The sequence below is a fragment of the Thalassospira profundimaris WP0211 genome (assembly GCF_000300275.1).
In the GTDB taxonomy this organism is placed as follows: domain Bacteria; phylum Pseudomonadota; class Alphaproteobacteria; order Rhodospirillales; family Thalassospiraceae; genus Thalassospira; species Thalassospira profundimaris.
The window spans coordinates 126,593-150,351 of sequence record NZ_AMRN01000001.1 but is presented as its reverse complement, the minus strand read 5'-3'; the positions used below and the strand labels follow the sequence as shown (position 1 = coordinate 150,351).

At 56.2% G+C, this 23,759-nt stretch carries 26 protein-coding genes; 22 read left to right on the top strand and 4 right to left on the bottom strand.

Annotated elements, in window-relative coordinates:
* Positions 1-6: 6 nt before the first annotated feature.
* Positions 7-918: a LysR family transcriptional regulator gene (locus tag TH2_RS00530; RefSeq protein WP_008888429.1), complete on the bottom strand. Its 912-nt coding sequence runs from the start codon at positions 916-918 to the stop codon at positions 7-9.
* Positions 919-1,218: 300 nt separating this feature from the next.
* Between TH2_RS00530 and TH2_RS00525 the strand changes: the two genes are divergently transcribed.
* On the top strand, positions 1,219-2,415 hold the full coding sequence (locus tag TH2_RS00525) for a urate hydroxylase PuuD (RefSeq protein ID WP_008888428.1): 1,197 nt from the start codon (positions 1,219-1,221) through the stop codon (positions 2,413-2,415).
* Positions 2,416-2,521: 106 nt separating this feature from the next.
* Here TH2_RS00525 and TH2_RS00520 read toward each other — a convergent pair whose 3' ends face one another.
* The gene (locus tag TH2_RS00520) at positions 2,522-3,505 is read right to left on the bottom strand and encodes an MBL fold metallo-hydrolase (protein WP_008888427.1); all 984 of its coding nucleotides are present in this window, start codon (positions 3,503-3,505) and stop codon (positions 2,522-2,524) included.
* A gap of 100 nt (positions 3,506-3,605) precedes the next feature.
* Between TH2_RS00520 and TH2_RS21675 the strand changes: the two genes are divergently transcribed.
* The 19 genes from TH2_RS21675 to TH2_RS00430 all read left to right on the top strand — a co-directional run bounded on the left by TH2_RS21675 (position 3,606) and on the right by TH2_RS00430 (position 19,173).
* Complete coding sequence (locus TH2_RS21675; RefSeq protein ID WP_238538634.1) at positions 3,606-3,932, top strand: LysR family transcriptional regulator; 327 nt, start codon at positions 3,606-3,608, stop codon at positions 3,930-3,932.
* A 14-nt stretch (positions 3,933-3,946) separates the two neighbouring features.
* Positions 3,947-4,558, top strand: a complete 612-nt coding sequence (locus tag TH2_RS21670; protein ID WP_238538633.1) for a LysR substrate-binding domain-containing protein — start codon at positions 3,947-3,949, stop codon at positions 4,556-4,558.
* Between the two features lie 363 nt (positions 4,559-4,921).
* Positions 4,922-6,196 (top strand): urea ABC transporter substrate-binding protein, encoded by a 1,275-nt coding sequence (gene urtA / locus TH2_RS00510; RefSeq protein WP_008888426.1) that lies wholly within the window; start codon positions 4,922-4,924, stop codon positions 6,194-6,196.
* Positions 6,197-6,323: 127 nt separating this feature from the next.
* Positions 6,324-8,027, top strand: a complete 1,704-nt coding sequence (gene urtB / locus TH2_RS00505) for an urea ABC transporter permease subunit UrtB (RefSeq protein ID WP_157193740.1) — start codon at positions 6,324-6,326, stop codon at positions 8,025-8,027.
* A gap of 3 nt (positions 8,028-8,030) precedes the next feature.
* Positions 8,031-9,206 carry an urea ABC transporter permease subunit UrtC gene (urtC, locus tag TH2_RS00500; RefSeq protein WP_008888424.1) on the top strand — a complete coding sequence of 392 codons (1,176 nt, stop codon included), beginning with the start codon at positions 8,031-8,033 and terminating at the stop codon, positions 9,204-9,206.
* The gene (gene urtD, locus TH2_RS00495) at positions 9,203-10,003 is read left to right on the top strand and encodes an urea ABC transporter ATP-binding protein UrtD (protein WP_008888423.1); all 801 of its coding nucleotides are present in this window, start codon (positions 9,203-9,205) and stop codon (positions 10,001-10,003) included. The genes urtC and urtD overlap by 4 nt, the downstream gene beginning before the upstream one ends.
* A 12-nt stretch (positions 10,004-10,015) precedes the next feature.
* On the top strand, positions 10,016-10,711 hold the full coding sequence (urtE, locus tag TH2_RS00490; protein WP_008888422.1) for an urea ABC transporter ATP-binding subunit UrtE: 696 nt from the start codon (positions 10,016-10,018) through the stop codon (positions 10,709-10,711).
* Positions 10,712-10,872: 161 nt separating this feature from the next.
* Complete coding sequence (locus TH2_RS00485) at positions 10,873-11,805, top strand: urease accessory protein UreD (protein WP_008888421.1); 933 nt, start codon at positions 10,873-10,875, stop codon at positions 11,803-11,805.
* Between the two features lie 26 nt (positions 11,806-11,831).
* Positions 11,832-12,134 carry an urease subunit gamma gene (locus TH2_RS00480; RefSeq protein WP_008888420.1) on the top strand — a complete coding sequence of 101 codons (303 nt, stop codon included), beginning with the start codon at positions 11,832-11,834 and terminating at the stop codon, positions 12,132-12,134.
* Between the two features lie 17 nt (positions 12,135-12,151).
* Positions 12,152-12,457: an urease subunit beta gene (locus TH2_RS00475; protein WP_008888419.1), complete on the top strand. Its 306-nt coding sequence runs from the start codon at positions 12,152-12,154 to the stop codon at positions 12,455-12,457.
* 17 nt (positions 12,458-12,474) lie between these two features.
* A complete protein-coding gene (gene ureC, locus TH2_RS00470) occupies positions 12,475-14,187 on the top strand; it encodes an urease subunit alpha (protein WP_008888418.1) in 1,713 nt (570 codons plus the stop codon).
* 18 nt (positions 14,188-14,205) lie between these two features.
* Positions 14,206-14,763 carry an urease accessory protein UreE gene (locus TH2_RS00465; protein ID WP_008888417.1) on the top strand — a complete coding sequence of 186 codons (558 nt, stop codon included), beginning with the start codon at positions 14,206-14,208 and terminating at the stop codon, positions 14,761-14,763.
* Positions 14,666-15,460, top strand: a complete 795-nt coding sequence (locus TH2_RS00460; RefSeq protein WP_238538632.1) for an urease accessory protein UreF — start codon at positions 14,666-14,668, stop codon at positions 15,458-15,460. The genes TH2_RS00465 and TH2_RS00460 overlap by 98 nt, the downstream gene beginning before the upstream one ends.
* Complete coding sequence (gene ureG / locus TH2_RS00455; RefSeq protein ID WP_008888415.1) at positions 15,457-16,077, top strand: urease accessory protein UreG; 621 nt, start codon at positions 15,457-15,459, stop codon at positions 16,075-16,077. Before TH2_RS00460 ends, ureG begins: the two co-directional genes overlap by 4 nt.
* A gap of 198 nt (positions 16,078-16,275) precedes the next feature.
* Positions 16,276-16,722 carry an SRPBCC family protein gene (locus TH2_RS00450; protein ID WP_008888414.1) on the top strand — a complete coding sequence of 149 codons (447 nt, stop codon included), beginning with the start codon at positions 16,276-16,278 and terminating at the stop codon, positions 16,720-16,722.
* A complete protein-coding gene (locus tag TH2_RS00445; RefSeq protein ID WP_008888413.1) occupies positions 16,709-17,068 on the top strand; it encodes an ArsR/SmtB family transcription factor in 360 nt (119 codons plus the stop codon). Before TH2_RS00450 ends, TH2_RS00445 begins: the two co-directional genes overlap by 14 nt.
* Before the next feature lie 196 nt (positions 17,069-17,264).
* Entirely contained in the window at positions 17,265-17,813 is a 549-nt protein-coding gene (locus tag TH2_RS00440) for a biotin transporter BioY (RefSeq protein ID WP_008888412.1), read from the top strand.
* A 92-nt stretch (positions 17,814-17,905) separates the two neighbouring features.
* Entirely contained in the window at positions 17,906-18,580 is a 675-nt protein-coding gene (locus TH2_RS00435) for an energy-coupling factor ABC transporter ATP-binding protein (RefSeq protein ID WP_008888411.1), read from the top strand.
* The gene (locus TH2_RS00430) at positions 18,577-19,173 is read left to right on the top strand and encodes an energy-coupling factor transporter transmembrane component T family protein (protein ID WP_008888410.1); all 597 of its coding nucleotides are present in this window, start codon (positions 18,577-18,579) and stop codon (positions 19,171-19,173) included. The genes TH2_RS00435 and TH2_RS00430 overlap by 4 nt, the downstream gene beginning before the upstream one ends.
* Positions 19,174-19,280: 107 nt before the next feature.
* On the opposite strand, the gene fghA is transcribed toward TH2_RS00430, so the two are convergent.
* Both fghA and TH2_RS00420 read right to left on the bottom strand, forming a co-directional pair.
* Positions 19,281-20,138, bottom strand: a complete 858-nt coding sequence (gene fghA, locus TH2_RS00425) for an S-formylglutathione hydrolase (RefSeq protein ID WP_008888409.1) — start codon at positions 20,136-20,138, stop codon at positions 19,281-19,283.
* 77 nt (positions 20,139-20,215) lie between these two features.
* Positions 20,216-21,340: an S-(hydroxymethyl)glutathione dehydrogenase/class III alcohol dehydrogenase gene (locus tag TH2_RS00420; protein ID WP_008888408.1), complete on the bottom strand. Its 1,125-nt coding sequence runs from the start codon at positions 21,338-21,340 to the stop codon at positions 20,216-20,218.
* Positions 21,341-21,461: 121 nt separating this feature from the next.
* On the opposite strand from TH2_RS00420, the gene TH2_RS00415 reads away from it, so the two are divergent.
* Both TH2_RS00415 and TH2_RS00410 read left to right on the top strand, forming a co-directional pair.
* Complete coding sequence (locus TH2_RS00415) at positions 21,462-22,337, top strand: LysR substrate-binding domain-containing protein (RefSeq protein WP_008888407.1); 876 nt, start codon at positions 21,462-21,464, stop codon at positions 22,335-22,337.
* A gap of 356 nt (positions 22,338-22,693) precedes the next feature.
* Positions 22,694-23,698, top strand: a complete 1,005-nt coding sequence (locus TH2_RS00410) for an extracellular catalytic domain type 1 short-chain-length polyhydroxyalkanoate depolymerase (RefSeq protein ID WP_008888406.1) — start codon at positions 22,694-22,696, stop codon at positions 23,696-23,698.
* The last annotated feature ends 61 nt before the right edge of the window (positions 23,699-23,759 follow it).

Below are 23,759 nucleotides of genomic sequence, written 5' to 3'. Positions count from 1 at the left end.
ATTTGTTTAACGTTCCCAAGGCGGCGTGCCGCCAAATTCCGCCACCAGAAAATCGACAAAGGCGCGGACGCGCGTCGGCAGATAACGGTTTTCCGGATAGAGCGTATAGACCGCATGTGATGGGGGCTGGTAATCAGGCAGGACGCGTTGAAGGCGTCCGTCGCGCAGATATTCATCCACTTCCCAGTTCGATTTCAACGAAATGCCATGCCCGTCAAGGCACCAGCGGGTCAGGACTTCGCTGTTATCGGAATCCATCGAGCCGGCGACAGCCAGCGTGACCGGCGGTTCATCATTTGGTCCTTGCAGGGTCCATTGATATTGCTGCGATCCCGGGAAGCGCAGCAGCAGGCAATTGTGGTTCAAAAGGTCGGCGGGCACCTTGGGCGCGCCGTTCTTTTTGAGATAATCCGGGCTTGCGACCAGCATGCGTTTGTTGGTGGCAAGCTTGCGGACAATCAGCGAGCTTTCCTTAAGCTCGGCAATGCGGATGGCAAGATCGACCTTGTCTTGTAACAGATCCAGCAACCGATCCGACAGATGCAGGCGGATTTGCACATCCGGGTTCTGTTCAACGAATTTCGGAATGATCGGGGCGACGAACTTGTTGCCGAATGCCACCGGGCAGGTCAGCGTGACCGGGCCGCGGGTGGTATTTTTCTGGTTGGCGATGGCGTTTTCGGCTTCCTGCATTTCCGAAAGAATGCGCAGGCAGTGCCGGTAATAGACATCCCCCTCGGTCGTCAGGTTGACCCGGCGCGTTGTGCGGTTCAGCAAACGCACCCCAAGCCGTTCTTCAAGGCGGGCAATCCGGTTTGACACCACAGCCGCCGAATGGCGCAATTCACGCCCGGCAGCAGAAAGGTTGCCAAGTTCGGCAACACGGACAAAAATCTGGATGTCCTCAAAGTCGGACATGGCGCGGGAAGCTCCTGATGTCTGAGGGCGGTTTCTTGATTTCTGGTGGGCGCTTTAACTCATTATATGTGCAGATTAGCGGCCACACTCTGCCATTTTAAAGATTATTTTGAAAGTCATTTCGATTATGCTCAACCCCTAAATAATAGAGGCGGTCGGGGGACTGTGTTACAGATCGACTGAATTAAACCCGGGCAAAATGCTGCCATCAGAGCCATTCATGCGTCCCGGGGCATCATCAAGGCAGGGCTGCCAGCGCGCCGGAAACCGCGCACAGGCGAGACGGAGGTTTCAAGCATCGTGGATATTCTGTTTCAGGACTGGATCAATCTGATCCTGCGCTGGGCGCATTTGATTACGGGCATCGCCTGGATCGGGTCTTCGTTCTATTTCGTGTGGCTGGATTTGTCCCTGCGCAAGCGTCCGGGCATGGATGAGGGCGTCTATGGCGAGGCCTGGATGGTGCATGGTGGTGGCTTCTATCATGTGAACAAATGGATGGTCGCCCCCAGTTCCATGCCGCCCGAACTGCACTGGTTCAAATACGAGGCCTATTTCACCTGGATTACCGGCTTTGCGCTTTTGGTCACCATGTATTACTGGAGTGCCGAAAGCTATCTGATCGATCCAAGCGTTCTGGCGCTAACCAAAATGGATGCGATCCTGATTGGGCTTGGCAGCCTGTTTGCCGGTTGGGTGATCTATGACATCATATGCAAAAGTGCGATTGGCAAACGCACCGATACGCTGGCGGTTGCACTGTTCATCCTGATCATGGCCGCAAGCTATCTGTTTACCCATGTGTTCAGCGGGCGCGGGGCGTTTATTCATGTCGGTGCGATGATTGGCACGATCATGGCCGCCAACGTGTTTCGCATTATCATCCCGAACCAGAAAAAGGTCGTCGCCAGCCTGGTGGCTGGGGAAAAGCCTGATCCGAAACTGGGACTGCAGGCCAAGCAGCGTTCAACGCACAACAACTACCTGACGCTTCCGGTGTTGCTGATGATGATCAGCAACCACTATTCGATGCTGTTTTCCCATGATCAGTCCTGGCTGATTGTCGGTCTGATCCTGATCATCGGTGGGTTGGTGCGCCATTTCTTTAACACGCGCAATGCTGGCGGCACCGGCAAGGCGATTGCTTGGCAGCTTCCGTCGGCTGCGGTGGGGATGGCGATCCTTGCGATGTTTGCATCTTATGATCCGAATGCGGTCAAGCGTGCCGATGAAGACGTGATTACCGCCAATCATGCCTTGGCCATCGTTCAGACCCGCTGTTCGACCTGCCATTCGGCCAACCCGAGTGATGAGGGCTTTGACGAAGCCCCGGCAGGTGTGATGTTTGATGATCTGGCCCAGATCGAAGCCAATGCGCAGCGTGTTCTCGCACAGGCGGTTATTGGCCGGGCCATGCCGCTTGGCAATATGACGGAAATGACCGACGAGGAGCGTGCGCAGCTTGGTCAGTGGATCCGGGCAGGCATGCCGGAATAGGCAGACAGGGACGATATCCAAAGGAAAGAGCGGTCGTAATGCACGACCGCTCTTTTGCGTTGACGGATTGTTTTAAGGTCGGCGGGGATGGGGGATCAATTCCAACCTAAATGTCAGCGCGATAGTTCATCGGTACCCAGTCATACATCGTGGCATCTTCGCGCACATGACCAAATCCCGGGAAGGCGACGTGGCAGCCGGCAACCAGGTATTTTTCCTGTACTGCTTCGGCAAAGGCCGCTTCGCGTGATTTGATTGCCATGTTGGTGTCGCCGTCAAAGGCGATGGCAATATTCGGATCGTCAAACTGAACGACGTCGCCATGGGTAATGTCGCCCCAGTAAACAAACTTCTCGCCCTTGCTTTCGATCCAAAGCGCGCTGTGGCCCGGCGTGTGGCCGGGGCGGAAAGTGGTGTTGACCATGCCTTCGATGGCCGGGGCATCGGGTGCGTATTTGGCAAGCTTGCCGCTATCGATATAGGGGGTCAGGGCCGCAACCGCCTGATCAAAGAACGCCTTGGCGTCTTCAGGCGCGGTCGCCTTGTTTTCGGCACTGAGCCAGAACGCGGCATCTGCCTCTGGAACATGCACGGTGGCATTGGCAAAGACCTTGTTGCCAGCCAGTGTCAGGCCGCCAGTATGGTCGGGATGAATGTGGGTAATCACGACATCATCAACCTGATCAGGGTGGTAGCCCGAGGCAATCATGTTGGCCGGAAGTTTGCCAAGTGCCGGTCCCATCAGATCGCTGGTGCCCGCATCGAGCAACACAAGACGATCCCCGAAATTCAGCAAATAGGCATTGACCGAAAGATAGGTTGGGGTTCCCTGAAACGCATTGGCAAGGGCCAGGCGGGCCTGTTCGGGCGTGGTGTTCACGTAAAGATCGGCGATCGGGAACTGGGCCGCACCATCAGAAAGGGCGGTGACTTCGACATCGCCGACCATGACCCGGTAATAGCCCGGTGCCTGTGTGCCAACCAGCGGTGCCTTTGCCTTTGCGGCCAGTGGCACAAAGACGGTGCTGCCAATCGCGCCAACGGCACCGGCGGCAAGCGTGCTTTTGAGCAAATCACGACGTGATAGCATTTTTCTTTTCCCTCAAATCATGCCGGTGTGAGCCGGCGGGTTGTAAGCTGATGGGGAAAGGCTATAGTGCGATCAGTCAGTAATCAATTCGATACCAGTCATGGATAATATTGATCATTTCAATTTACGGTCGTTCGACCTCAACCTGATGATTGCGTTTGACGCCATGATGCAGGAAATGAGCGTGACCAAGGCGGCCGAGAAACTGCGCATCGGGCAGTCGGCAATGAGCCACAATCTCAATACCTTGCGCATGTTGCTGGCCGATGATCTGTTTGTGCGTGTCGGTCAGAAAATGCAGCCGACAGCAAAACCCGTGCGCTGGCCGGGCCGGTGCGCACCGCCCTTTCGCAGGCACAGAACGCCCTTCATGCGACGGATTCTTTTGATCCGCAAACCGCCCAACGTGTTTTCCGCTTGGGCGTGACCGGTGAAATGGACATGATTTTGCTGCCGGTTTTGATGCAGCATTTGCAGCGACAGGCACCGGGCATCAAGATTTTGAGCCGTACCATCACATCTGAAACCGTTGATGGAATGATCAATGGCGGCGAGATCGATCTGGCGATTGGCTGCAAAAGCCAGCTCGACACAGGTCATTTCGGCGAGGTTCTGTTCAACTCGGAAGTCGCCTGTTGTTTTAATCCCGAGATTCTGGATTTGCCGCTGCCGATGTCGCGTGCGCAATATCTGGCATCGCGGCATGCGGTTCTGTCCCAGACAGAGAATGTCGCGGGGTGTGTTGGTGTCGCGCTTCAAGGGATGGGCATCGAACTTGATGTTGTTCTGGCGGCACCTGATTTCATGCCGCTTCTGGCTGCGGCCCGAAACAGTGCCGTGATTGCCACTGTGCCGTGTCGTATTGCCAACCAATATGCGCCGTTATTCGGCTTGTCTTATTGCCCGATGCCGATTGATGTGGCGTTTCCGCCGGTGAGGATGAACTGGGCTGTGTGGACGGACAAGGATGTTGGTCTGATCTGGTTGCGGGATCAAATCCGCGCAGCAATTAACGCGATCGCGCCGGACCGTGAACTGCAGGCGGCCGAGTAATCCCGGGCAAATACAGCCAGAAATCGAAACGCCCCGCCGGTCTCCCGACGGGGCGGGAAGCTGGCCGACACAGGGCAGATTGTGGTGCAATAAGCTCAGCGCAGGCGAAACTTCCGCGCTCCAGATAGGCTGTGAAAACCCTGGCGTCAACATGATCAAAAATTAATCAAAATGTAATCAATGATTGAAAAATAGTCATTCAAAACACGGCTTACGCAAATATTTTCCCCGAAATAGCTGTAAAATGGTTTCTTATTGCGTGAGAATCCCTCGATTCGCGATTTTATTCGATATGGCCTCTGAGTCTGGCACGGTTTTAGCAAGTGCAACGGCGGTGCAATAAAAACTCAGTGGAGGCTATAAATGAATAAGAAGCTTCAGGCGCTCATCGGCGCCGGGGCCATGGCAGTGTCTGCAATGGCAATGTCAGCCGCACAAGCAGCAGAAACCATCAAAGTTGGTGTGCTGCACTCTCTTTCCGGGACGATGGCGATTTCCGAAACCACGCTGAAGGACACTGTTCTGATGCTGGTTGATGACCTGAACAAGAATGGTGGTCTGCTTGGCAAACAAGTCGAAGCCGTTGTTGTTGACCCGGCTTCTGACTGGCCGCTGTTTGCTGAAAAAGCCCGCGAACTGATCGAACAGGAACAGGTTGCCGTTGTCTTTGGTTGCTGGACGTCGGTTTCGCGTAAATCGGTTCTGCCGGTCTTTGAAGAACTGAACAGCATGCTGTTCTATCCGGTTCAGTACGAAGGTGAGGAAAGCTCGCGCAACGTGTTCTATACCGGTGCAGCTCCGAACCAGCAGGCCATTCCGGCTGTTGATTACCTGATGAGCGAAGATGGCGGCTCTGCCGAGCGTATCGTTCTTCTGGGTACCGACTATGTTTATCCGCGTACCACCAACAAGATCCTGCGTTCTTACCTGAACGGCAAGGGTATCTCCGATGAAGACATCATGGAGAACTACACCCCGTTCGGTCATTCTGACTGGCAGTCGATCGTTGCTGACGTGAAAGCATTCGCATCTGCTGGCAAGAAAACTGCCGTGGTTTCGACCATTAACGGTGACGCGAACGTTCCGTTCTACAAGGAACTGGCAAACCAGGGCATCAAAGCCGAAGACATTCCGGTTGTTGCCTTCTCGGTTGGTGAAGAAGAACTGGCTGGTATCGATACAGCGCCGCTGGTTGGTCACCTTGCTGCCTGGAACTACTTCCAGTCGGTTGAGTCCGATGCCAACACGGCCTTCATCGAAAAATGGCACGCCTTCATCGGTGATGAGTCGCGCGTAACCAATGACCCGATGGAAGCAACCTATATCGGCTTTAACATGTGGAAACAGGCTGTCGAGCAGGCTGGCACCACCGATGTTGATGCAGTTCGTCAGGCAATGTATGGCCAGGAAGTTGCAAACCTGACCGGCGGTACCGCTGTCATGAACACCAACCATCACCTGTCCAAGCCGGTTCTGATCGGCGAAGTCCAGGATGATGGCCAGTTTGACATCGTTTGGGAAACCGAAGGCACCGTCGTTGGCGATGCATGGTCGGACTTCCTGCCGGAAAGCGCAAAGCTGACCGCCGACTGGACCTATCCGTGGGTCTGCGGCAACTGTGAAAAACCGATGTACTAAGTTGGTTTCGGATGGGCCGGTCGTGGCAACGCGACCGGCCTGTTCATTTTCAACGCAACCGGCATCCGTTTGCTGCCCGCGTTTTCTTTATCCAATTTTCCATATTGAATTCAAAGGTTTGGTGATCATGCGCAATGACATGTTTTCAGTGCTGCGCCGTTCTCCGTTCTCATTGGCCAAAACGCGTGACGTCGCCCTTCGACTGGGTGCCGTGATTGCGTGTCTGGCCCTGCTTGTGATCGCAACACCCAATAGCGCACAGGCATTTAGCGACGAAGAACTGCGAAACATCGCCGAACAGTTAAATGATAAAAGTGCGACCAAGAAGGTCGCGGTGATCGAAGAAATGGCGGCGGACGGTGATCCGCGTGTTGCCCCGATCCTTAAGGCCATGCTTGATGGTGACCTTTATGTTCGCGACAGCGACGAGCATGTCGTCATCGCCACCAAAAAGGGCAAGGTCTTTACCCATATCGACATCGTCAGCGGCGAAGAAGTCGGTGAAAGTTCATCCAAGGAACTCTCCAAGATCAAGATCAACAACCGCCTGCGGGGTGCGCTGCGCGACGCGTTGGCGACGCTGAACCTGTTTAGCCCGGATCTCAATATCCGAAGTGCTGCGGTCGAACAGATCATGGATGCCCGTGATCCGGCGATGTTGCCATTGCTTCTGCGCGCGATTGACCGCGAAGAGGATGAAACACTTCTGGCACGGATGGAACTGGCGCAGGCCACCATGGCACTGGCCGCCGGTGAAACCACCGAAGAACGCCTAAGCGCGATTGATGTTCTGGCCAGTGAAACCACGCCGCAAATCCGTGCGGTGCTGTCGCAATTTGTCGCCAGTGCCGAGGCAGAAGGTTACGAGCCCGAAGTGGTTGCCGCCGCCCAGGATGCGCTTGAATCCGTCGAGGGGCGCCTGTCGACCTGGCAGACGATCGGGGATGTCTATCGCGGTATCAGTCTGGGGTCGGTTTTGTTGCTGGCGGCGGTTGGTCTTGCCATCACCTTTGGCGTGATGGGCGTGATTAATATGGCGCATGGCGAAATGATCATGATCGGTGCCTATACCACCTTTATGGTGCAGCAGGCGCTTGGGTCCATCCTGCCATCCGGGTCGGCATGGTCATTGGTGATTTCAGTGCCAGCAGCCTTCCTTGTCGCGGGGGCGGTCGGGGTTGTGATCGAACGATCCGTGATCCGTTTTCTCTATGGTCGGCCGCTTGAAACCCTGCTTGCGACATGGGGTGTCAGCCTTGTCTTGCAGCAGGCGATCCGAACGATTTTCGGGGCGACCAACCAGCAGGTTACCGCACCTGATTTCATGAGTGGCGCGATTGAATTTTCGACCGGTCTGGTTCTGACCTATAACCGGCTGTGGATCATTTTGTTTAGTATCATCGTGGTCGCCGGTATTGCCGCCGTGCTGCGCTATACCGCGTTTGGTTTGCAGATGCGTGCCGTTACCCAGAACCGGCGTATGGCCGGATCGGTGGGTATTCGCACCGGTTATGTTGATGCGCTGACCTTTGGTTTGGGGTCGGGAATTGCAGGCATCGCTGGTGTCGCGCTCAGCCAGATTTCAAACGTCAGCCCGAACCTTGGCCAGACTTACATTATCGACAGTTTCATGGTCGTCGTGTTTGGCGGGGTCGGGAACCTTTGGGGCACGGTACTGGGCGCGTTTAGCCTTGGCATTGTGAACAAGTTCCTTGAGCCGATGGCAGGTGCGGTTCTCGCCAAGATCTTTGTCCTGATTGCGCTGATCCTGTTTATCCAGAAACGACCCAAGGGGCTGTTTGCCCTTAAGGGTCGCGCGGTGGAGGCCTGATCCATGACCGATTATCGTCAAAAATACCAAATGACGCCGGTTATTGGCTGGCTGTTGAAAGACCGCGGCGGGATGATCCTTTTGGGTATTTTGATTGCGGCCGCCATTCTGGTGCCGGCAAGCAATTTGTTGTTGCCCGAAAGCTCCGCTTTTCATGTGCCAACCTGGATGGTCAGCCTGCTTGGCAAGTATCTTTGCTATGCGCTGCTCGCACTCAGTGTCGATCTGATCTGGGGGTTCTGCGGGATTTTGTCACTTGGCCACGGGGCGTTCTTTGCGCTCGGCGGGTATGCCATGGGCATGTATCTGATGCGTCAGATCGGCGATCGCGGTGTTTATGGTGATCCGATCCTGCCCGACTTCATGGTCTTCCTGAACTGGCAGGAATTGCCATGGTACTGGCATGGCTTTGACATGTTCTGGTTTGCCATCGTCATGGCGATGTTTGTGCCGGGGCTTCTGGCCTTCGTGTTTGGTTTCCTTGCCTTCCGCTCACGTGTGACGGGTGTGTATCTTTCGATCATTACGCAGGCGATGACCTATGCGTTGCTGCTGGCTTTCTTCCGCAACGATATGGGCTTTGGCGGTAATAACGGCCTGACCGATTTCAAGGATTTGCTGGGCTATTCGTTACAATCGGATGGCACAAGGGCTGGCTTGTTTGTCGCGTCATGTGTGTTTCTTGGCATTTGCTACACGGTGGCGCGTGGCATTACCCAGTCACGTCTGGGCAAGGTGCTGATTGCCATTCGCGATGCCGAAAGCCGCGTGCGTTTCACAGGCTACCGAGTTGAATATTACAAGCTGTTCGTCTTTACCGTTTCGGCCGTCATGGCCGGGATCGCCGGTGCGCTTTATGTGCCGCAAGTCGGGATCATCAATCCGGGCGAGTTTGCCCCGGCCCTTTCAATTGAAATCGTTATCTGGGTCGCAGTTGGCGGGCGTGGCACGCTTTATGGGGCGGTGCTTGGTGCGTTTATCGTCAACTATGCCAAGACCTTCTTTACCGGGGCGATGCCGGACTTCTGGCTGTTCTTCCTGGGTGGGCTGTTCATTGCGGTGACCCTGTTCCTGCCAAAAGGAGTGATCGGGGCGGTGCCAGCCTTTGGTTCGGCAGATCGGCAATCATTGTTCACGACCTGGCGTAAACGACGCGCAAATGAAGGAGGCAAGGCATGAGCGAAGCAGCCGCCATTCAAAAGAATGCCTCGGACGAGGAACAGGTCAAATCCGCGCAGTCGGAAACCATCCTTTATGTCGACGGTGTGTCGGTGACCTTTGACGGGTTCCGCGCACTCAACAACCTGTCATTTTATGTCGAGCCGGGTGAACTTCGCGCCATCATCGGCCCGAACGGGGCGGGCAAGACAACCATGATGGATATCATCACCGGCAAAACGCGGCCTGATACCGGTGATGTCCTATTTAAAAGCGAGATTGATCTGACCAAGCTGGACGAGGCCGAGATTGCCAATCTGGGCATCGGCCGCAAGTTCCAGAAGCCGACGGTGTTTGAAAGTCATACGGTGTTCGACAACCTGCTTCTGGCGTGTTCGGGCGGGCGCGGCGTGTTTCAGGCCCTGTTCCATCGCCTTTCTGATGCGGAAAAGATCAAGATCGAAAAGACCCTGGTCACCATCATGCTTGAAGACAAGCGTGATGAGATGGCCGCCAACCTTTCGCACGGGCAGAAGCAGTGGCTGGAAATCGGCATGCTGTTGATGCAGGAGCCCGAACTTCTTCTGGTCGATGAGCCGGTTGCCGGGATGACCGATTCCGAGACTGAGGAAACGGCGAAACTTTTACGGTCGATTTCCAAGGAATACTCGGTCGTGGTGGTTGAGCATGACATGGAATTCGTCCGCGACCTTGATTGCAAGGTGACCGTGCTTCACGAAGGATCGGTTCTGGCCGAAGGGCGACTTGATCACGTGCAGAAAGACCCGCGGGTCATTGAAGTCTATCTGGGACGCTAGGGGGATTTAAGCATGCTTGATGTCAGCAATATTGATCTGTTCTATGGCGCGTCCCATGCGTTGCGCAAGGTGTCGCTGAGTGCTGAAACCGGCAAGGTTACCGCGGTTCTGGGCCGTAACGGGGTTGGTAAAACATCCCTGATGCGGGCCGTGGTTGGTCAGCACCCGATAACGGAAGGCAACATCAAATGGGAAGGCAAGGATATCTCCCGCGATCCGTCTTATCGGCGCTCAGCCAATGGCATCGCGATTGTCCCGCAGGGGCGCGAGATTTTCCCGCTTCTGACCGTGAAGGAAAACCTTGAGACCGGCTTTGCCGCCTTGCCGCGTGCCCTGCGCCATATCCCGGATGAGATTTTCGAACTGTTCCCGGTGCTGCGTGACATGCTGGGGCGTCGCGGTGGGGATCTTTCGGGGGGGCAGCAACAGCAGTTGGCCATCGGGCGCGCACTTGTCACCCGACCACGGTTGCTGGTGCTGGATGAACCGACCGAGGGCATTCAGCCATCGATCATCAAGGACATTCAGCGCGTCATCAAACAGCTGGCCGACCGCGGTGATATGGCGATCTTGCTGGTCGAGCAGTACTTTGAATTCGCCCATGAACTGGCCGACGAGATTGTCGTGCTTGAACGCGGCGAGGTTGTTCTTTCAGGTGCGAAGGAAACGCTCGATCGTGAAAAAGTCCGCGCCTATCTGACTGTTTGATCGGCATTTGCCAAAATTTTGCGCAAACTAGATGCTGTCAATCGGGCCATACACCGACAAACTCCCTCTATCGGCGGGGTATTGGCGGTTGGCCCGCATCTTGCTGTGAGGACCCTTGGTATTAAGGCTCCATAAGTGGGCCGCATTAATCAGGTGACTTTGTGCAGCTTCGCAAACTTGAACCGACAACATCCGCAATTCCGAATGCGGAGATGGAAACGCCAGTAACACCCGCCCGCATCATTACCGATGGCCGGGCAGAGGTGACGTTTCGTCAGGGCACAGGCGCAGCGCATCAGGGCGGGCATGCAGCCCTTGATCATCTTTATTACCGTGACCCGATGAAAATCCTGTTTCCGCGCCCAGTGGCGGGGGATTTGGCGACAGCCGTTCTGGTGACCACATCGGGCGGCATGGTCGGTGGCGATAAGCTGGCCTTTGCCGGCAAGGTGGAGGCGGGCGCATCCGCCCTCTTTACCGCGCAGGCCGCTGAAAAGATTTACCGGTCGGTCGGACCGGATTGCGAAATGTCGGTGGATCTGGATGTCGCCGATGGTGGCTGGCTTGAATGGTTACCGCATGAAAGCATCCTGTTTGATCAGGCCCGCCTGAAACGCAAAACGACCGTGCGCGTATCTGGCAGCGGCATGGTCATGGCCGGTGAGATGATGGTGTTTGGCCGCCTTGCCCGCGGTGAAGTGTTTACCACGGGGCTCGCGCGCGAGGCATGGGATGTCTCGATTGAGGGACGTCCGATTTGGCGCGATGCGCTGCATCTGGAAGGCGATGTGTTGCGCATGCTTGATCATGCGGCGGCCTTTGACGGTGCACGCGCCAATGCGACAGCCATTCTGGTCGGGCAGGGCGCGGAAGATCAGCTGGAGGCCGCGCGCGACTGTCTGGCGCAGGCAACTGACGGGCTTGATGCGCGCGATGTGTTGTGTGCTGCGACCGCGATGAAGGGGATTGTGATTGCCCGTTTCATGGCGCGCGATCCGATGAAATTGCGCCGGGTTTACGGCGCGTGGTGGAAATCATTCCGCCATCAAACAAGGGGGCTTCCCGCACGCTTGCCGCGTTTGTGGGAGATTTAATAAATGAAGCCAAGGAGTAGGCAGGCATGAATCTGACGCCACGCGAAAAGGACAAACTGCTGGTTTCGGTCGCCGCCATGGTGGCGCGCAATCGCCTTGCACGGGGGGTGAGGCTTAATTACCCCGAAGCGATCGCGATCATCACCGACTATGTCGTTGAAGGGGCGCGCGATGGCAAATCTGTTGCCGATCTGATGCGCGACGGTGCAACCGTGATCACGCGCGATCAGGTAATGGATGGCATTGCCGAAATGATCCACGAAATTCAGGTCGAAGCCACCTTCCCGGACGGGACGAAGCTTGTGACCGTTCATGAACCGATCCGTTAAGGAAAGAGGAGCGCGTTATGATTCCAGGTGAAATCATTACCAAGGAAGGCAGCCTCATCCTGAACGAGGGGCGTGAAACCAAAACCATCACCGTTGCCAATACCGGGGACCGCCCGGTGCAGGTGGGGTCGCACTATCATTTCTATGAAACCAATCCGGGCCTTGATTTTGACCGCGAAGCCGCCCGTGGCTTCCGCCTTGATATCCCGGCTGGGACCGCTGTTCGTTTTGAGCCGGGCCAGTCGCGCGAAGTCAATCTGGTGAAATATGCCGGAACCGGCACGGTCTATGGCTTTAACGCCAAAATCAACGGCAAGCTTTAAGCGGGGGGATGGAATAAATGGCTTATGAAATTGATCGTCCGTCCTATGCGGCCATGTTTGGCCCGACCGTCGGTGACAAGGTGCGACTGGCCGACACCGACCTGATCATCGAGGTCGAAAAAGACTTCACCACCCTTGGCGAGGAAGTCAAATTCGGTGGCGGCAAGGTGATCCGTGATGGCATGGGCCAGTCACAGGCAACGCGTGCTGATGGTGCGGTTGATACCGTGATCACCAATGCGCTGATCCTTGATTACACCGGCATCATCAAGGCCGATATCGGCATTCGCGATGGCCGCATCGCCGGGATCGGCAAGGCCGGGAACCCGGATGTGCAGCCCGGTGTCGATATCATCATCGGTCCGGGTACCGAGATCATCGCTGGTGAAGGTAACATCATCACCGCTGGCGGTATTGATGCCCATATTCACTGGATCTGCCCGCAACAGGTTGAAGACGCGCTTTATTCCGGCGTGACCAGCATGCTGGGCGGTGGCACCGGCCCGGCGGCGGGCACGAACGCCACCACCTGTACGCCGGGTCCGTGGCACATTGCCCGGATGTTGCAGGCGGCCGACGGCATTCCTATGAATATCGGTTTCTTTGGCAAGGGCAATGCGACCCTGCCCGGATCGCTGATCGAACAGGTCAAGGCGGGTGCATGCGGCCTGAAGCTTCATGAAGACTGGGGCACGACCCCGGCGGCAATTGATACCTGCCTGTCCGTGGCTGATGACCTTGACGTCCAGGTCATGATCCATACCGATACATTGAATGAAAGCGGCTTTGTCGAGCACACCCGTGCATCGTTCAAGGGCCGGACCATTCACACCTTCCACACCGAAGGTGCCGGTGGCGGCCATGCGCCAGACATCATCAAGCTGTGCGGCGAAGCCAACGTATTGCCGAGTTCGACCAACCCGACCCGACCGTTCACGGTCAATACGATTGACGAGCATCTGGACATGTTGATGGTTTGCCATCACCTTGATCCGAAAATCCCCGAAGACGTCGCCTTTGCCGAAAGCCGTATCCGTCGTGAAACCATCGCGGCCGAGGATATCCTGCATGATCTTGGCGCGTTTTCGATCATCTCGTCAGACAGTCAGGCGATGGGCCGCGTTGGTGAAGTCATCACCCGCACATGGCAGACCGCTGACAAGATGAAAAAGCAGCGCGGTGCGTTGCCCGAGGATTCAGGCAAGGGCAACGATAACTTCCGTGCCAAGCGCTACGTTGCAAAATACACCATCAACCCGGCGATTGCGCAGGGGATTGGGGCGCATGTCGGGTCCATCGAAGTTGGCAAGATTGCCGACCTTGTGGTTTGGAAGCCGATGTTCTTTGGCACCAAGCCCGACATGGTGATCAAGGCGGGCATGATTGCCGCCGCCGCAATGGGCGATCCGAACGCATCGATCCCGACACCGCAGCCGGTCCATTACCGCCCGATGTTCGGCGCCTATGGCAATGCGCTTGCGAAATCGAGCTTCTCGTTCGTATCGCAAGCCGGCATTGATGCGGGTATTGCCGCCGAATTCGGTCTGTCGAAGGAACTTCTGGCGGTGTCGAATACGCGCAATATCGGCAAGAAGGACATGAAGCTGAATGATGCGTTGCCGGTGATGGAAGTTGATCCGGAAACCTATCAGGTGACGGCAGATGGTGAGCTTCTGACCTGTCAGCCGGTCGATGTTGTGCCGATGGCGCAGCGTTACTTCCTGTTCTGATCGGTGGCTGAGAACACCATGCGTCATGCCATTGAACATATCCCGGTTGATCGTGCCGACACATCCGAAGTGCGCGGCACGGTAACCCTGGCCTTTTCCGATCGGCATCGCCGCCGTATTCGTCTGCATGATGATGCGGGGGAGCCATTCCTGCTGGATCTGCCACATGCGGTGCGATTGGCGGACGGGGATCGGTTGCGCCTGGCCGATGGCGGGGTGATTGTCGTGCGTGCGGCGGATGAGCCGGTCCTGACCATCACGGCGGCTGGTCCGATTGCAACCGCCAAACTGGCCTGGCATATTGGCAACCGGCACACCCCGGTTCAGGTTTTGAATGACGGGCGTTTGCGCATCATTGATGACCATGTGATGCGCGACATGATCACGGGCCTTGGCGGTGTGGTGGAAAACGAAATCGCACCGTTTGATCCGCTGAATGGCGCCTATCACGGGCTTGGCGGCGCGCATGGTCACAGCCATGGCAACGATCATTTCGACCATGATGATCATGAACATGATCACGGACATGATCACAAGCACAGCCATCACCACGGGCATTCCCATGACCACGGATGACCTGACCCTTAACCCGGCAGGCCTGATGCGGTTGATGACGTGGCTAAGCCCGTCATTCCCGGTGGGTGCCTATACCTATTCGCATGGCGTCGAATATGCCGTCGAAGATGGCCGGGTGACGTCGGCTGATAGCCTGATCAACTGGGTCGAAGGGGTTCTGGAATTCGGGGCCGGGCGGATTGATGCGGTGCTGTTTTGTGCCGCATGGCGGGCGGCGCGTGCCGGCGATGAAGCGGCCCTGTTTGAAATCGGGGTCGAGGCCGATTGTTGGCGCGGCACGTCCGAGATGGCGTTGGAGGCAACCGCGCAGGGACGTGCCTTTGTCTCGACCATGCAAAAGGTCTGGGGGGATGGGATGATAACCCGCTGGGCCAATGCCATACGCGAAGATGACCGTTTGCCATCCTATCCGGTGGCGGTGGGCATTGCGGCGGCTCAGTTTGATGTGCCGCTCCGTGATGCGCTGACGGCGTATTTGCATGCGATGGCGGCAAACCTTGTGTCCAGTGCAGTACGTCTGGTGCCGCTGGGCCAGACCGATGGTGTCAGATCGCTGTCATCGCTTGATGGTGCAGTATCGGTTGCTGTTGATCACGCCATGCAGGCTGAACTTTCCGATCTTGGTGCCGCGGCACCGATGGTCGACTGGACGTCGATGAAACACGAAACCCAATATACGAGGCTATTTAGATCATGAGCTCTCCCCTTCGTATCGGAATTGGTGGCCCGGTTGGTTCGGGCAAGACCGCCCTTTTGGAACGCCTGTGCAAGGCGATGCGCGATGAGTTCAACATCGCCGCCATCACAAACGATATCTATACCCGCGAAGACGCCGAATTCATGACCCGTTCGGGTGCACTGGCCGCAGACCGCATTGCCGGTGTAGAAACCGGTGGCTGCCCGCATACGGCCATTCGCGAAGATGCGTCGATCAATCTGGCAGCGGTCGAAGACATGGCGGCCAAGCATGCCGGGCTTGAGGCAATCTTTATTGAATCGGGCGGCGACAACCTGTCGGCCACCTTCTCGCCGGAGCTGGCCGACATTACGATTTACGTCATTGACGTTTCGGCAGGCGACAAAATCCCGCGCAAGGGTGGCCCGGGCATTACCCGTTCTGACCTTCTGGTGATCAACAAAACCGATCTGGCACCGCTGGTTGGGGCTGATCTGGGCGTGATGGATCGCGATGCCAAGAAAATGCGCGGCGATCGTCCGTTCTTGTTCACCAATCTCAAGGCGATGGATGGCCTTGAAGACGTCAAAAACTTCATCATCGAGACAGGGGGGCTCCGCCAATCCGCAGCATCCTGATATGGGGATATAAGGATAGCTGCACGGGCTTTGCCGGTTACATTAACGCGGCATTGACCCAAGGATGACGGGAGCACGCACCGCCCGGCTGGCAACAGCCGGGCGTTTGTGTTTCTTGGGCTCAAATCAAATGCGCAACTTTTTAGTTGCATAATAGGAAATCTTCTGGCAGATTAAATGCAACCAGGAGGTTGCGTTATGTCAAATACCATAGAGAAGTCGATTGAAATCAAAGCATCCCGTTCCCGCGTGTGGAAGGCCCTGACCGATTCCAAGGAATTCGGCGTCTGGTTCGGGATCAATATCGAGGGCCCGTTTGCGGTGGGTGAGGTGTCCAAGGGCATGTTCACCATTGATGGTTTCACCCATGTGCCGTGGAATTCAACGATCAAGGCGATGGAGGAACCAGCCTACTTCGCCTATACATGGCATCCCTATGCGGTTGACCCCGAAGTCGATTACAGTGGGGAACCCGAAACCCTTGTCGAATTCTGGCTTGAAGAAACGTCCGGCACGACATCGGTAAAGGTGCGCGAAACCGGATTTGATAATCTACCACCCCATCGCATTGCTGATGCGTTGCGGGCCAATACAAACGGCTGGGGCTTCCAGCTTGAAAACATCAAGAAACATGTCGAAAGCTGAAAATAATTCGGACAATGGCAAATATGACAAGGATTTATCCGTCATGTTTGCCGCTTTGGGTGATCCCACACGGTTGGCGATCTTTGATCGTCTGGCCGATGGCAAGCCGCGCTCGATCTCGGTGTTATCTGATGATGCCGATATGACCCGCCAGGCCGTGACCAAGCATCTGCGCGTGCTTGAGGCGGCAGGTCTTGTGCAGAACCATCGGGTCGGGCGCGAAAGCCAATATGCCTTTTGCCCGGAACAACTGGCCGAGGCGCGCGCCTATCTTGATCAGGTGGCGGGACGTTGGGAATCTGCCCTGATGCGGCTTAAGTCCTTTGTCGAAGATGATGAAGCCTAAGGTTTTGAAAAATATCGGATATTGCGTTCCTCTTAAATGAGCTACGCAGTATCCGGTGTCATTTTGCTTGGCGTCGATGATATTTGCGGTTATCCCATATCGCGTTGAGCCGGTCGGGCGGACCGGTTAACGGAGGCCATTCTGCGCAAGGGGTTGATTGCAGAACGGCCTTATAACGGGAATGGGAAACCGTTACATGAAGACCAAAGATATTGTCTATGTCGCCCTGTTTGCAGCCCTGACCGCCGTTCTTGGGCTGTTTCCGCCAATCACCCTTCCAGTCACCGGTGTGCCGGTCACAGCACAGTCACTTGGTCCGATGTTGGCCGGGGCCATTCTGGGTGCCCGTCGTGGCGGGCTTTCGATTGTTCTGTTTCTTGTTCTGGTTGCTGTTGGCTTGCCGCTTTTGTCCGGCGGGCGCGGTGGCTTTGGCGTGATGATCGGGGTGACCGGCGGGTTCATGTTTGGCTGGGCTATTTCGGCCTTTGTCATCGGGCTTCTGATCGAGAAGTTCTGGAACCGCCTGAATGTTTTCAATGCTGCACTGTCCATCGCCTTTGGCGGGATTGTTGTCCTTTATGCCATTGGCAATGCCTGGGTCGCGGTCGTGGCCGAGATCAGCTATTGGCAGGCAACCGTCGGGGCGGCACCGTTCCTGATCGGGGATGCCATCAAGGTTGCGATTGCGACCGCGGCGTGCCTTGCAGTCCGGCGCGCCTATCCCTTGATTTCCAAGGCGGGCTAAAGTCTTATGGGCGCAAGTGATGTGCTTGCGCCCGTTTTGAGCCTGTTTTTGAGCCCGTTCCAATTATCCCTGATAACGCCGGACGTCTTTCCATGATCCGAATTGAAAATGTCTCTGTGCAGTTTGAACAGCGACGTGCGCTTGCTGACATTGACCTGACGCTTGGCGAAAAGCGGATCGGGGTTGTCGGCGCGAACGGGTCGGGCAAGAGCACCTTTGTCCGGTTGCTGAATGGCCTGCAAACCGCAAGCACGGGGCGGGTTCTGGTCGACGATTTTGATGCAGCAAAGGATGGCCGCAAGCTGCGTCGTCATGTCGGATTTGTGTTTCAGAACCCGGACAATCAGATCGTCTATCCGGTAGTCGAGGAAGACATTGCCTTTGGCCTTAAGCCTTTGAAACTTTCCAAGGAAGAGGTCAATCGCCGGATCGATGACGTGCTGGCGCGCTATGATCTTCAGGATTTCAAAACCCATCCCAGTCATTTGCTGAGTGGCGGGCAAAAGCAGTTGCTTGCCATCTCGGGCGTGCTGGTGATGGAGCCGCGTTATATCGTGTTTGATGAGCCAACCACGCTTTTGGACCTGCGCAATTGCAACCGGGTGCAGCGCGCCATTGCCGAGCTGGATCAGACGGTGATTACGGTTTCGCATGATCTTGATCTGATTGCCGATTATGACCGGGTGCTGGCGTTTGAGGATGGTCGCGTGGTGCTTGATGGCCCGCCCTCCGAGGTTCTTCCGAAATATCGGGAGATGATGGCGTGATCGCGGGGCTCTATATTGACGGGCAGTCTGCCCTGCACCGGGCGGCGGCCGGGGCCAAAATCCTTGCCATGGTCGCCCTTGGTACGGGCGTGTTCCTGATCCCCGATTGGCCAGTGGTGGCGTTTGTTCTGGCGACTGTTTTGTTGCTGTATCCCGCATCCGGCTTTGGCCCGCGCATTATGTGGGCGCAGATCAAGCCGATCCTGTGGCTGCTGATGATCTTTTTTGCCGTTCAGCTTTGGCTGAATGACTGGCAGGCCGGGATGCTGGTCGTCACCCGGATTGCGGCAATCGTGATGTTCGCATCGCTTGTGACCCTGACCACCAAAACATCGGACCTGCTGGCATCGCTGGAACGCGCCATGCAGCCTTTGCGCCCGATTGGCGTAAACCCGGAAAAAGTCAGTCTGGCGATTTCGATGGTGCTGCGCTTTATTCCGGTGATCTCCACCGTGGCATCGGAAATCCGTGATGCTCAACGCGCGCGCGGCCTTGACCGGTCCATTGTTGCGATGGTGGTACCGCTTATCATCCGCACGCTCAAAATGGCTGATGATGTCGCCGATGCGATTGATGCGCGCAGCTTTGATTAGGCTTCGTCGCCGGGTTTTCAGATTTCCCCGAAAAGAAAAGCCCCGACACGCCAGAGGGGGGAAGTCAGTGGGCGGCGTGCCGGGGAAGTCGAAGATCGTTGGTGCAATCAGCTCAGTCCAAGATGCTTGGCGTGGAAGCGGATATGATCTTCGATAAAGGTCGAGATGAAATAGTAGCTGTGGTCATAGCCATCCTGAATGCGGATGGTAACCGGGTAGTTTGATGTCTTGGCCGCGGCTTCAAGCACTTCGGGTTTAAGCTGCTCTGCCAAAAAACCATCCGCACCGCCCTGATCGACAAGGGCCGGGGTCTGAAGATCAGGCGCACTTGCAGCCTTCATCAGTTCCGAACTGTCCCAGTCTTTCCAGGCTGATTTGTCTTCACCGAGATAATTGCCAAGCGCCTTCTGGCCCCACGGACAATTGATCGGGTTGGAAATCGGTGCAAAGGCGGTAACAGACTTGAACGTGTCCGGATTGCGCAGCGCAATCATCAGCGCCCCATGACCGCCCATGGAATGACCGGAGATCACAGCATCATCATTGATCGGGAAGTGATCTTTGATGAGTGCGGGCAGTTCCTTGGTCACGTAATCATACATGCGATAATTGCGCGCCCACGGTTCCTGGGTGGCATTGACGTAAAAGCCCGCGCCCTTGCCGAAATCATAAGCCTCGTTCTCGTCATCGGGGACATGATCGCCGCGCGGGCTGGTGTCCGGGGCGACAATGGCGATGCCCAGTTCGGCGGCAATGCGAAATGCACCGGCCTTCTGCATGAAGTTTTCATCCGTGCAGGTCAGGCCCGACAGCCAGTACATGACCGGCACCTTGCTGCCATTGCTGGCCTGCGGCGGCAGAAAGATCGCAAAACGCATGTCGCAGCCAAGGGTGGTTGACGGGTGGGTATATTGCTTTTGCCAGCCGCCAAAGACCTTGTTGCTTGAAGAATTCTCGATACCCATTTCGGGGCCTCCTTCTGATCGGCCACCACCGGATGGTTTCCGGCGGTGGCGCAATTATTCAAATGTTTATATTTCGATCAGTAATGGATAACCGAACGGATGCTTTCGCCTTTATGCATCAGGTCGAACGCTTCGTTGATGTCTTCAAGCTTCATGGTATGAGTGATGAAGTCCGAAAGCTTGAACTCACCGGCAAGGTAACGTTCAACATAATCTGGCAGCTGGGAGCGGCCTTTAACGCCACCAAACGCCGTGCCGCGCCAGACGCGACCGGTGACCAGCTGGAACGGACGGGTGGAGATTTCCTGACCGGCACCGGCAACACCGATGATGACCGACTCACCCCAACCCTTGTGGCAGCACTCAAGGGCTGAACGCATGACATTGACATTGCCGATGCACTCGAACGACCAGTCAACACCACCATCGGTCAGCTCGACAATGACTTCCTGGATCGGCTTGTCATAGCTTTTCGGGTTGATGCAATCGGTCGCGCCCAGCTTCTTGGCGAGATCGAATTTCTTCTCATTCAGGTCGATGGCAACGATGCGACCGGCACCGGCCATCTGCGCGCCGATGATGGCCGAAAGACCGATGCCGCCAAGGCCAAAGACGGCCACAGAGTCACCCTTTTGCACCTTGGCCGCGTTAACCGTGGCCCCCATGCCCGTGGTGACCCCGCAACCAAGCAGGCAAACTTCTTCAAGCGGGGCGGATTTGTTGATCTTCGCCAGCGAGATTTCCGGAAGCACAGTGTATTCCGAGAAGGTCGAGCACCCCATGTAATGATAGATCGGCTTGCCATTCTGCGAGAAACGCGTGGTGCCGTCCGGCATCAGGCCCTTGCCCTGGGTTTCGCGGATTTTCTGGCACAGGTTGGTTTTGCCCGATTTGCAGAATTTGCACTCGCCGCATTCCGGGGTGTAAAGCGGGATCACGTGATCGCCAACCGAAACGCTGGTCACACCTTCGCCGATGGATTCAACAATGCCGCCGCCCTCATGGCCAAGGATCGCCGGGAAAATGCCCTCCGGATCGTCGCCTGACAGGGTGAAGGCATCGGTGTGGCAAACGCCGGTCGCAACGATCTTGACGCGCACTTCGCCGGCTTTCGGCGGGGCGACCTGGACTTCTTCGATCGACAGCGGTTTGCCTGCTTCCCAGGCGATGGCGGCTTTGCAGGTAATGGTCTCGGCGCTCATGACGCTACTCCGATGTTTGGATGTGTAATGCCAACAGTCTATTTATTTCCCTTGATGTGATAATCCGGTATTTTGGTAATTCACTTTTACGTATGTGTAATAATCAAGGCGGGGTCGGGGCATGAATGCCTGGGACGGGATCAGCGAATTTATCGCCGTGGCCGAACGGCAGAATTTTACCCATGCCGCCAAGCAGCTTGGCATTTCGGTCGCCCAGGTCAGCCGACAGGTCACAGCGCTTGAAGAAAAGCTCGGCACGCAACTGTTTTACCGCACCACGCGCAAGGTCAGCGTGACAGAGGCCGGGCAGATTTACTATCAGCATTGCCGGCAATTGCTCGACGGGCTGGACGAGGCGGAGCGCGCGATTGGTAACCTGACGGAAGTGCCGCGCGGCAAGCTGAAACTCACCGCGCCGACGACTTACGGCGAAACCGTGATCGCGCCGCTGGTCAATGATTTCGTCACTCGCTATCCCGATCTTGAAGTGCAATGCCGCTTTACCAACCAGAAGCTTGATCTGGTGCTGGAAGGCTACGACATGGCGATCCGTCTGGGTCGGTTGGAAGGTACGACCGGCAGCCTGATGACCCAGCAGCTCTCAACCAGGCGCCTATATGCCTGTGCCGCACCCAGCTACATCGCAAAACGCGGGGAGCCATATTCGCTTTCGGAGCTTCATCATCATAATTGTCTGGTCGGAACGCTCGATTACTGGCGGTTTGAAGAAGATGGCCGCGAACGCACTGTGCGCATTCATGGCTCCATCCACGCCAATAGCGGCCAGGCGCTTCTGGATGCCGCCCGCAAAGGCATCGGCATCGTGCAATTGCCCGACTATTACGTCGATCCGTGGATTGCCAGCGGCGACCTCGTCCCGGTGCTCACCAAATACCAGCCGTCTGATGAGGGCATCTGGGCAATTTACCCGACCAACCGGCATCTGAGCCCTAAGATCCGCATGCTGGTGGAGCATTTGGGGCGGTATCTAGGATAAAGACCTCACCTTCGCATTTCACTGAAAACCATCCTGATCCAGATTGGTTCGCCCGGCGTTAAAGTGCGTTACCCTTCCTGATATCGGTGGCTTTTAACTGATCGTTGAAAAGTTCAGGAATGCAATGAACCAGCTCATATATATCGTCGGCTTCGTCGTGATTGTCCTGTTTATCCTGGGATATTTTGGTTTGCGCTAATCAATAACTCGCAATGACGCAAAGCGGTGCGCCGCAGCCAATTGTCAAGACATACGAGCCAGGGGCGATTTCCCGACTGGCATAGTCGTCATGTTCTGATCAAGCAGGCTTACGAGTTCCGTAGCCGTTCTGGCGGCTTGCTGTTGAAGGGGCCAAAATGAGAAGTCTGATAAACGCTCTTGCGACTCTGATGAACCCGTTTGCATATGTCGGTGACGATGCACTGCCAACCGAGCGTCTGTCGACGCTAGGCACATTCGGGGCGAACCCCGGATTGTTGCGCGCACTGACATATATACCGCAAGATCTGCCCAAAGCGGCACCGCTTGTGATCGTTCTGCATGGATGCAAGCAGACGGCAGAGCGCTATGACGATGGCTCTGGCTGGTCAGATCTCGCCGACCGGCACGGATTTGCCTTGCTGTTTCCTGAACAGCGGCGTGTGAATAACTGGTTGCTTGGTTTTAACTGGTTTCGACCGCGGGACAATACCCGTGGCTCTGGCGAGCCACTGTCGATCATGCATATGGTTGAACAGGTCGTTCGTGATCACGGCATCGACCGCCAGCGGATTTTCATCACCGGTTTGTCCGCAGGCGGTGCCATGACCTCGGTGATGCTTGCAACCTATCCCGAACTGTTTGCCGGTGGGGCGATTATTGCGGGCCTGCCATACGGATGCGCCGACACGACCCGGGCGGCGTTTCGCAGTATGAAGGGGCGGCGTGGCGGGCGAACCGCCGGGCAGCTTGCGCCCAGCTTGCGCCGTGCCTCGGGCCATGAGGGGCCCTGGCCAACAATCTCGATCTGGCATGGCGGCATCGATGGTACAGTCCATCCTTCGAATGCCTCGGCAATCCTCAAGCAGTGGCTAAAACTTCACAAGTTGTCACCTGTGCCTACCCGCGCACATATTGTTGATGGATATCCCCGTCGGGTCTGGAAAGATGCCGACGGACACGAAGTTCTGGAGGAATTCCGCATAACCGGGATGGGGCACGGTACCCCGATTAAAGCCGGCGGTCCGAACGGCTGCGGGTCAAGTGGCGACTACATGCTTGATGTCAACATTTCCTCGACACGCCATATCGCAAGCTTCTGGGGCTTGATGCAGGCCGATGCCGCAAACCGGTCGAAACCTCGGGCATCATTATCCTGCTAACGCAGCCGCGCGACAGGGTAGGGGCGCGGAAGGTTTTGTCGGGGCTGACGAACTGTTTGGA

What these genes read in the sequence shown, in the direction of transcription:
- TH2_RS21675 (WP_238538634.1), top strand. Translation starts at nt 3,606, where the DNA reads ATGGATAATATTGATCATTTCAATTTACGGTCGTTCGACCTCAACCTG.
- TH2_RS00420 (WP_008888408.1), bottom strand. Translation starts at nt 21,340, where the DNA reads ATGAGCGCCGAGACCATTACCTGCAAAGCCGCCATCGCCTGGGAAGCA.
- urtB (WP_157193740.1), top strand. Translation starts at nt 6,324, where the DNA reads ATGCGCAATGACATGTTTTCAGTGCTGCGCCGTTCTCCGTTCTCATTG.
- TH2_RS00465 (WP_008888417.1), top strand. Translation starts at nt 14,206, where the DNA reads ATGCGTCATGCCATTGAACATATCCCGGTTGATCGTGCCGACACATCC.
- ureG (WP_008888415.1), top strand. Translation starts at nt 15,457, where the DNA reads ATGAGCTCTCCCCTTCGTATCGGAATTGGTGGCCCGGTTGGTTCGGGC.
- TH2_RS00530 (WP_008888429.1), bottom strand. Translation starts at nt 918, where the DNA reads ATGTCCGACTTTGAGGACATCCAGATTTTTGTCCGTGTTGCCGAACTT.
- TH2_RS00445 (WP_008888413.1), top strand. Translation starts at nt 16,709, where the DNA reads ATGTCGAAAGCTGAAAATAATTCGGACAATGGCAAATATGACAAGGAT.
- urtD (WP_008888423.1), top strand. Translation starts at nt 9,203, where the DNA reads ATGAGCGAAGCAGCCGCCATTCAAAAGAATGCCTCGGACGAGGAACAG.
- ureC (WP_008888418.1), top strand. Translation starts at nt 12,475, where the DNA reads ATGGCTTATGAAATTGATCGTCCGTCCTATGCGGCCATGTTTGGCCCG.
- TH2_RS21670 (WP_238538633.1), top strand. Translation starts at nt 3,947, where the DNA reads ATGATTTTGCTGCCGGTTTTGATGCAGCATTTGCAGCGACAGGCACCG.
- TH2_RS00475 (WP_008888419.1), top strand. Translation starts at nt 12,152, where the DNA reads ATGATTCCAGGTGAAATCATTACCAAGGAAGGCAGCCTCATCCTGAAC.
- TH2_RS00435 (WP_008888411.1), top strand. Translation starts at nt 17,906, where the DNA reads ATGATCCGAATTGAAAATGTCTCTGTGCAGTTTGAACAGCGACGTGCG.
- fghA (WP_008888409.1), bottom strand. Translation starts at nt 20,138, where the DNA reads ATGGGTATCGAGAATTCTTCAAGCAACAAGGTCTTTGGCGGCTGGCAA.
- TH2_RS00415 (WP_008888407.1), top strand. Translation starts at nt 21,462, where the DNA reads ATGAATGCCTGGGACGGGATCAGCGAATTTATCGCCGTGGCCGAACGG.
- TH2_RS00480 (WP_008888420.1), top strand. Translation starts at nt 11,832, where the DNA reads ATGAATCTGACGCCACGCGAAAAGGACAAACTGCTGGTTTCGGTCGCC.
- TH2_RS00410 (WP_008888406.1), top strand. Translation starts at nt 22,694, where the DNA reads ATGAGAAGTCTGATAAACGCTCTTGCGACTCTGATGAACCCGTTTGCA.
- TH2_RS00450 (WP_008888414.1), top strand. Translation starts at nt 16,276, where the DNA reads ATGTCAAATACCATAGAGAAGTCGATTGAAATCAAAGCATCCCGTTCC.
- urtE (WP_008888422.1), top strand. Translation starts at nt 10,016, where the DNA reads ATGCTTGATGTCAGCAATATTGATCTGTTCTATGGCGCGTCCCATGCG.
- TH2_RS00460 (WP_238538632.1), top strand. Translation starts at nt 14,666, where the DNA reads ATGGCAACGATCATTTCGACCATGATGATCATGAACATGATCACGGAC.
- urtC (WP_008888424.1), top strand. Translation starts at nt 8,031, where the DNA reads ATGACCGATTATCGTCAAAAATACCAAATGACGCCGGTTATTGGCTGG.
- TH2_RS00440 (WP_008888412.1), top strand. Translation starts at nt 17,265, where the DNA reads ATGAAGACCAAAGATATTGTCTATGTCGCCCTGTTTGCAGCCCTGACC.
- TH2_RS00520 (WP_008888427.1), bottom strand. Translation starts at nt 3,505, where the DNA reads ATGCTATCACGTCGTGATTTGCTCAAAAGCACGCTTGCCGCCGGTGCC.
- urtA (WP_008888426.1), top strand. Translation starts at nt 4,922, where the DNA reads ATGAATAAGAAGCTTCAGGCGCTCATCGGCGCCGGGGCCATGGCAGTG.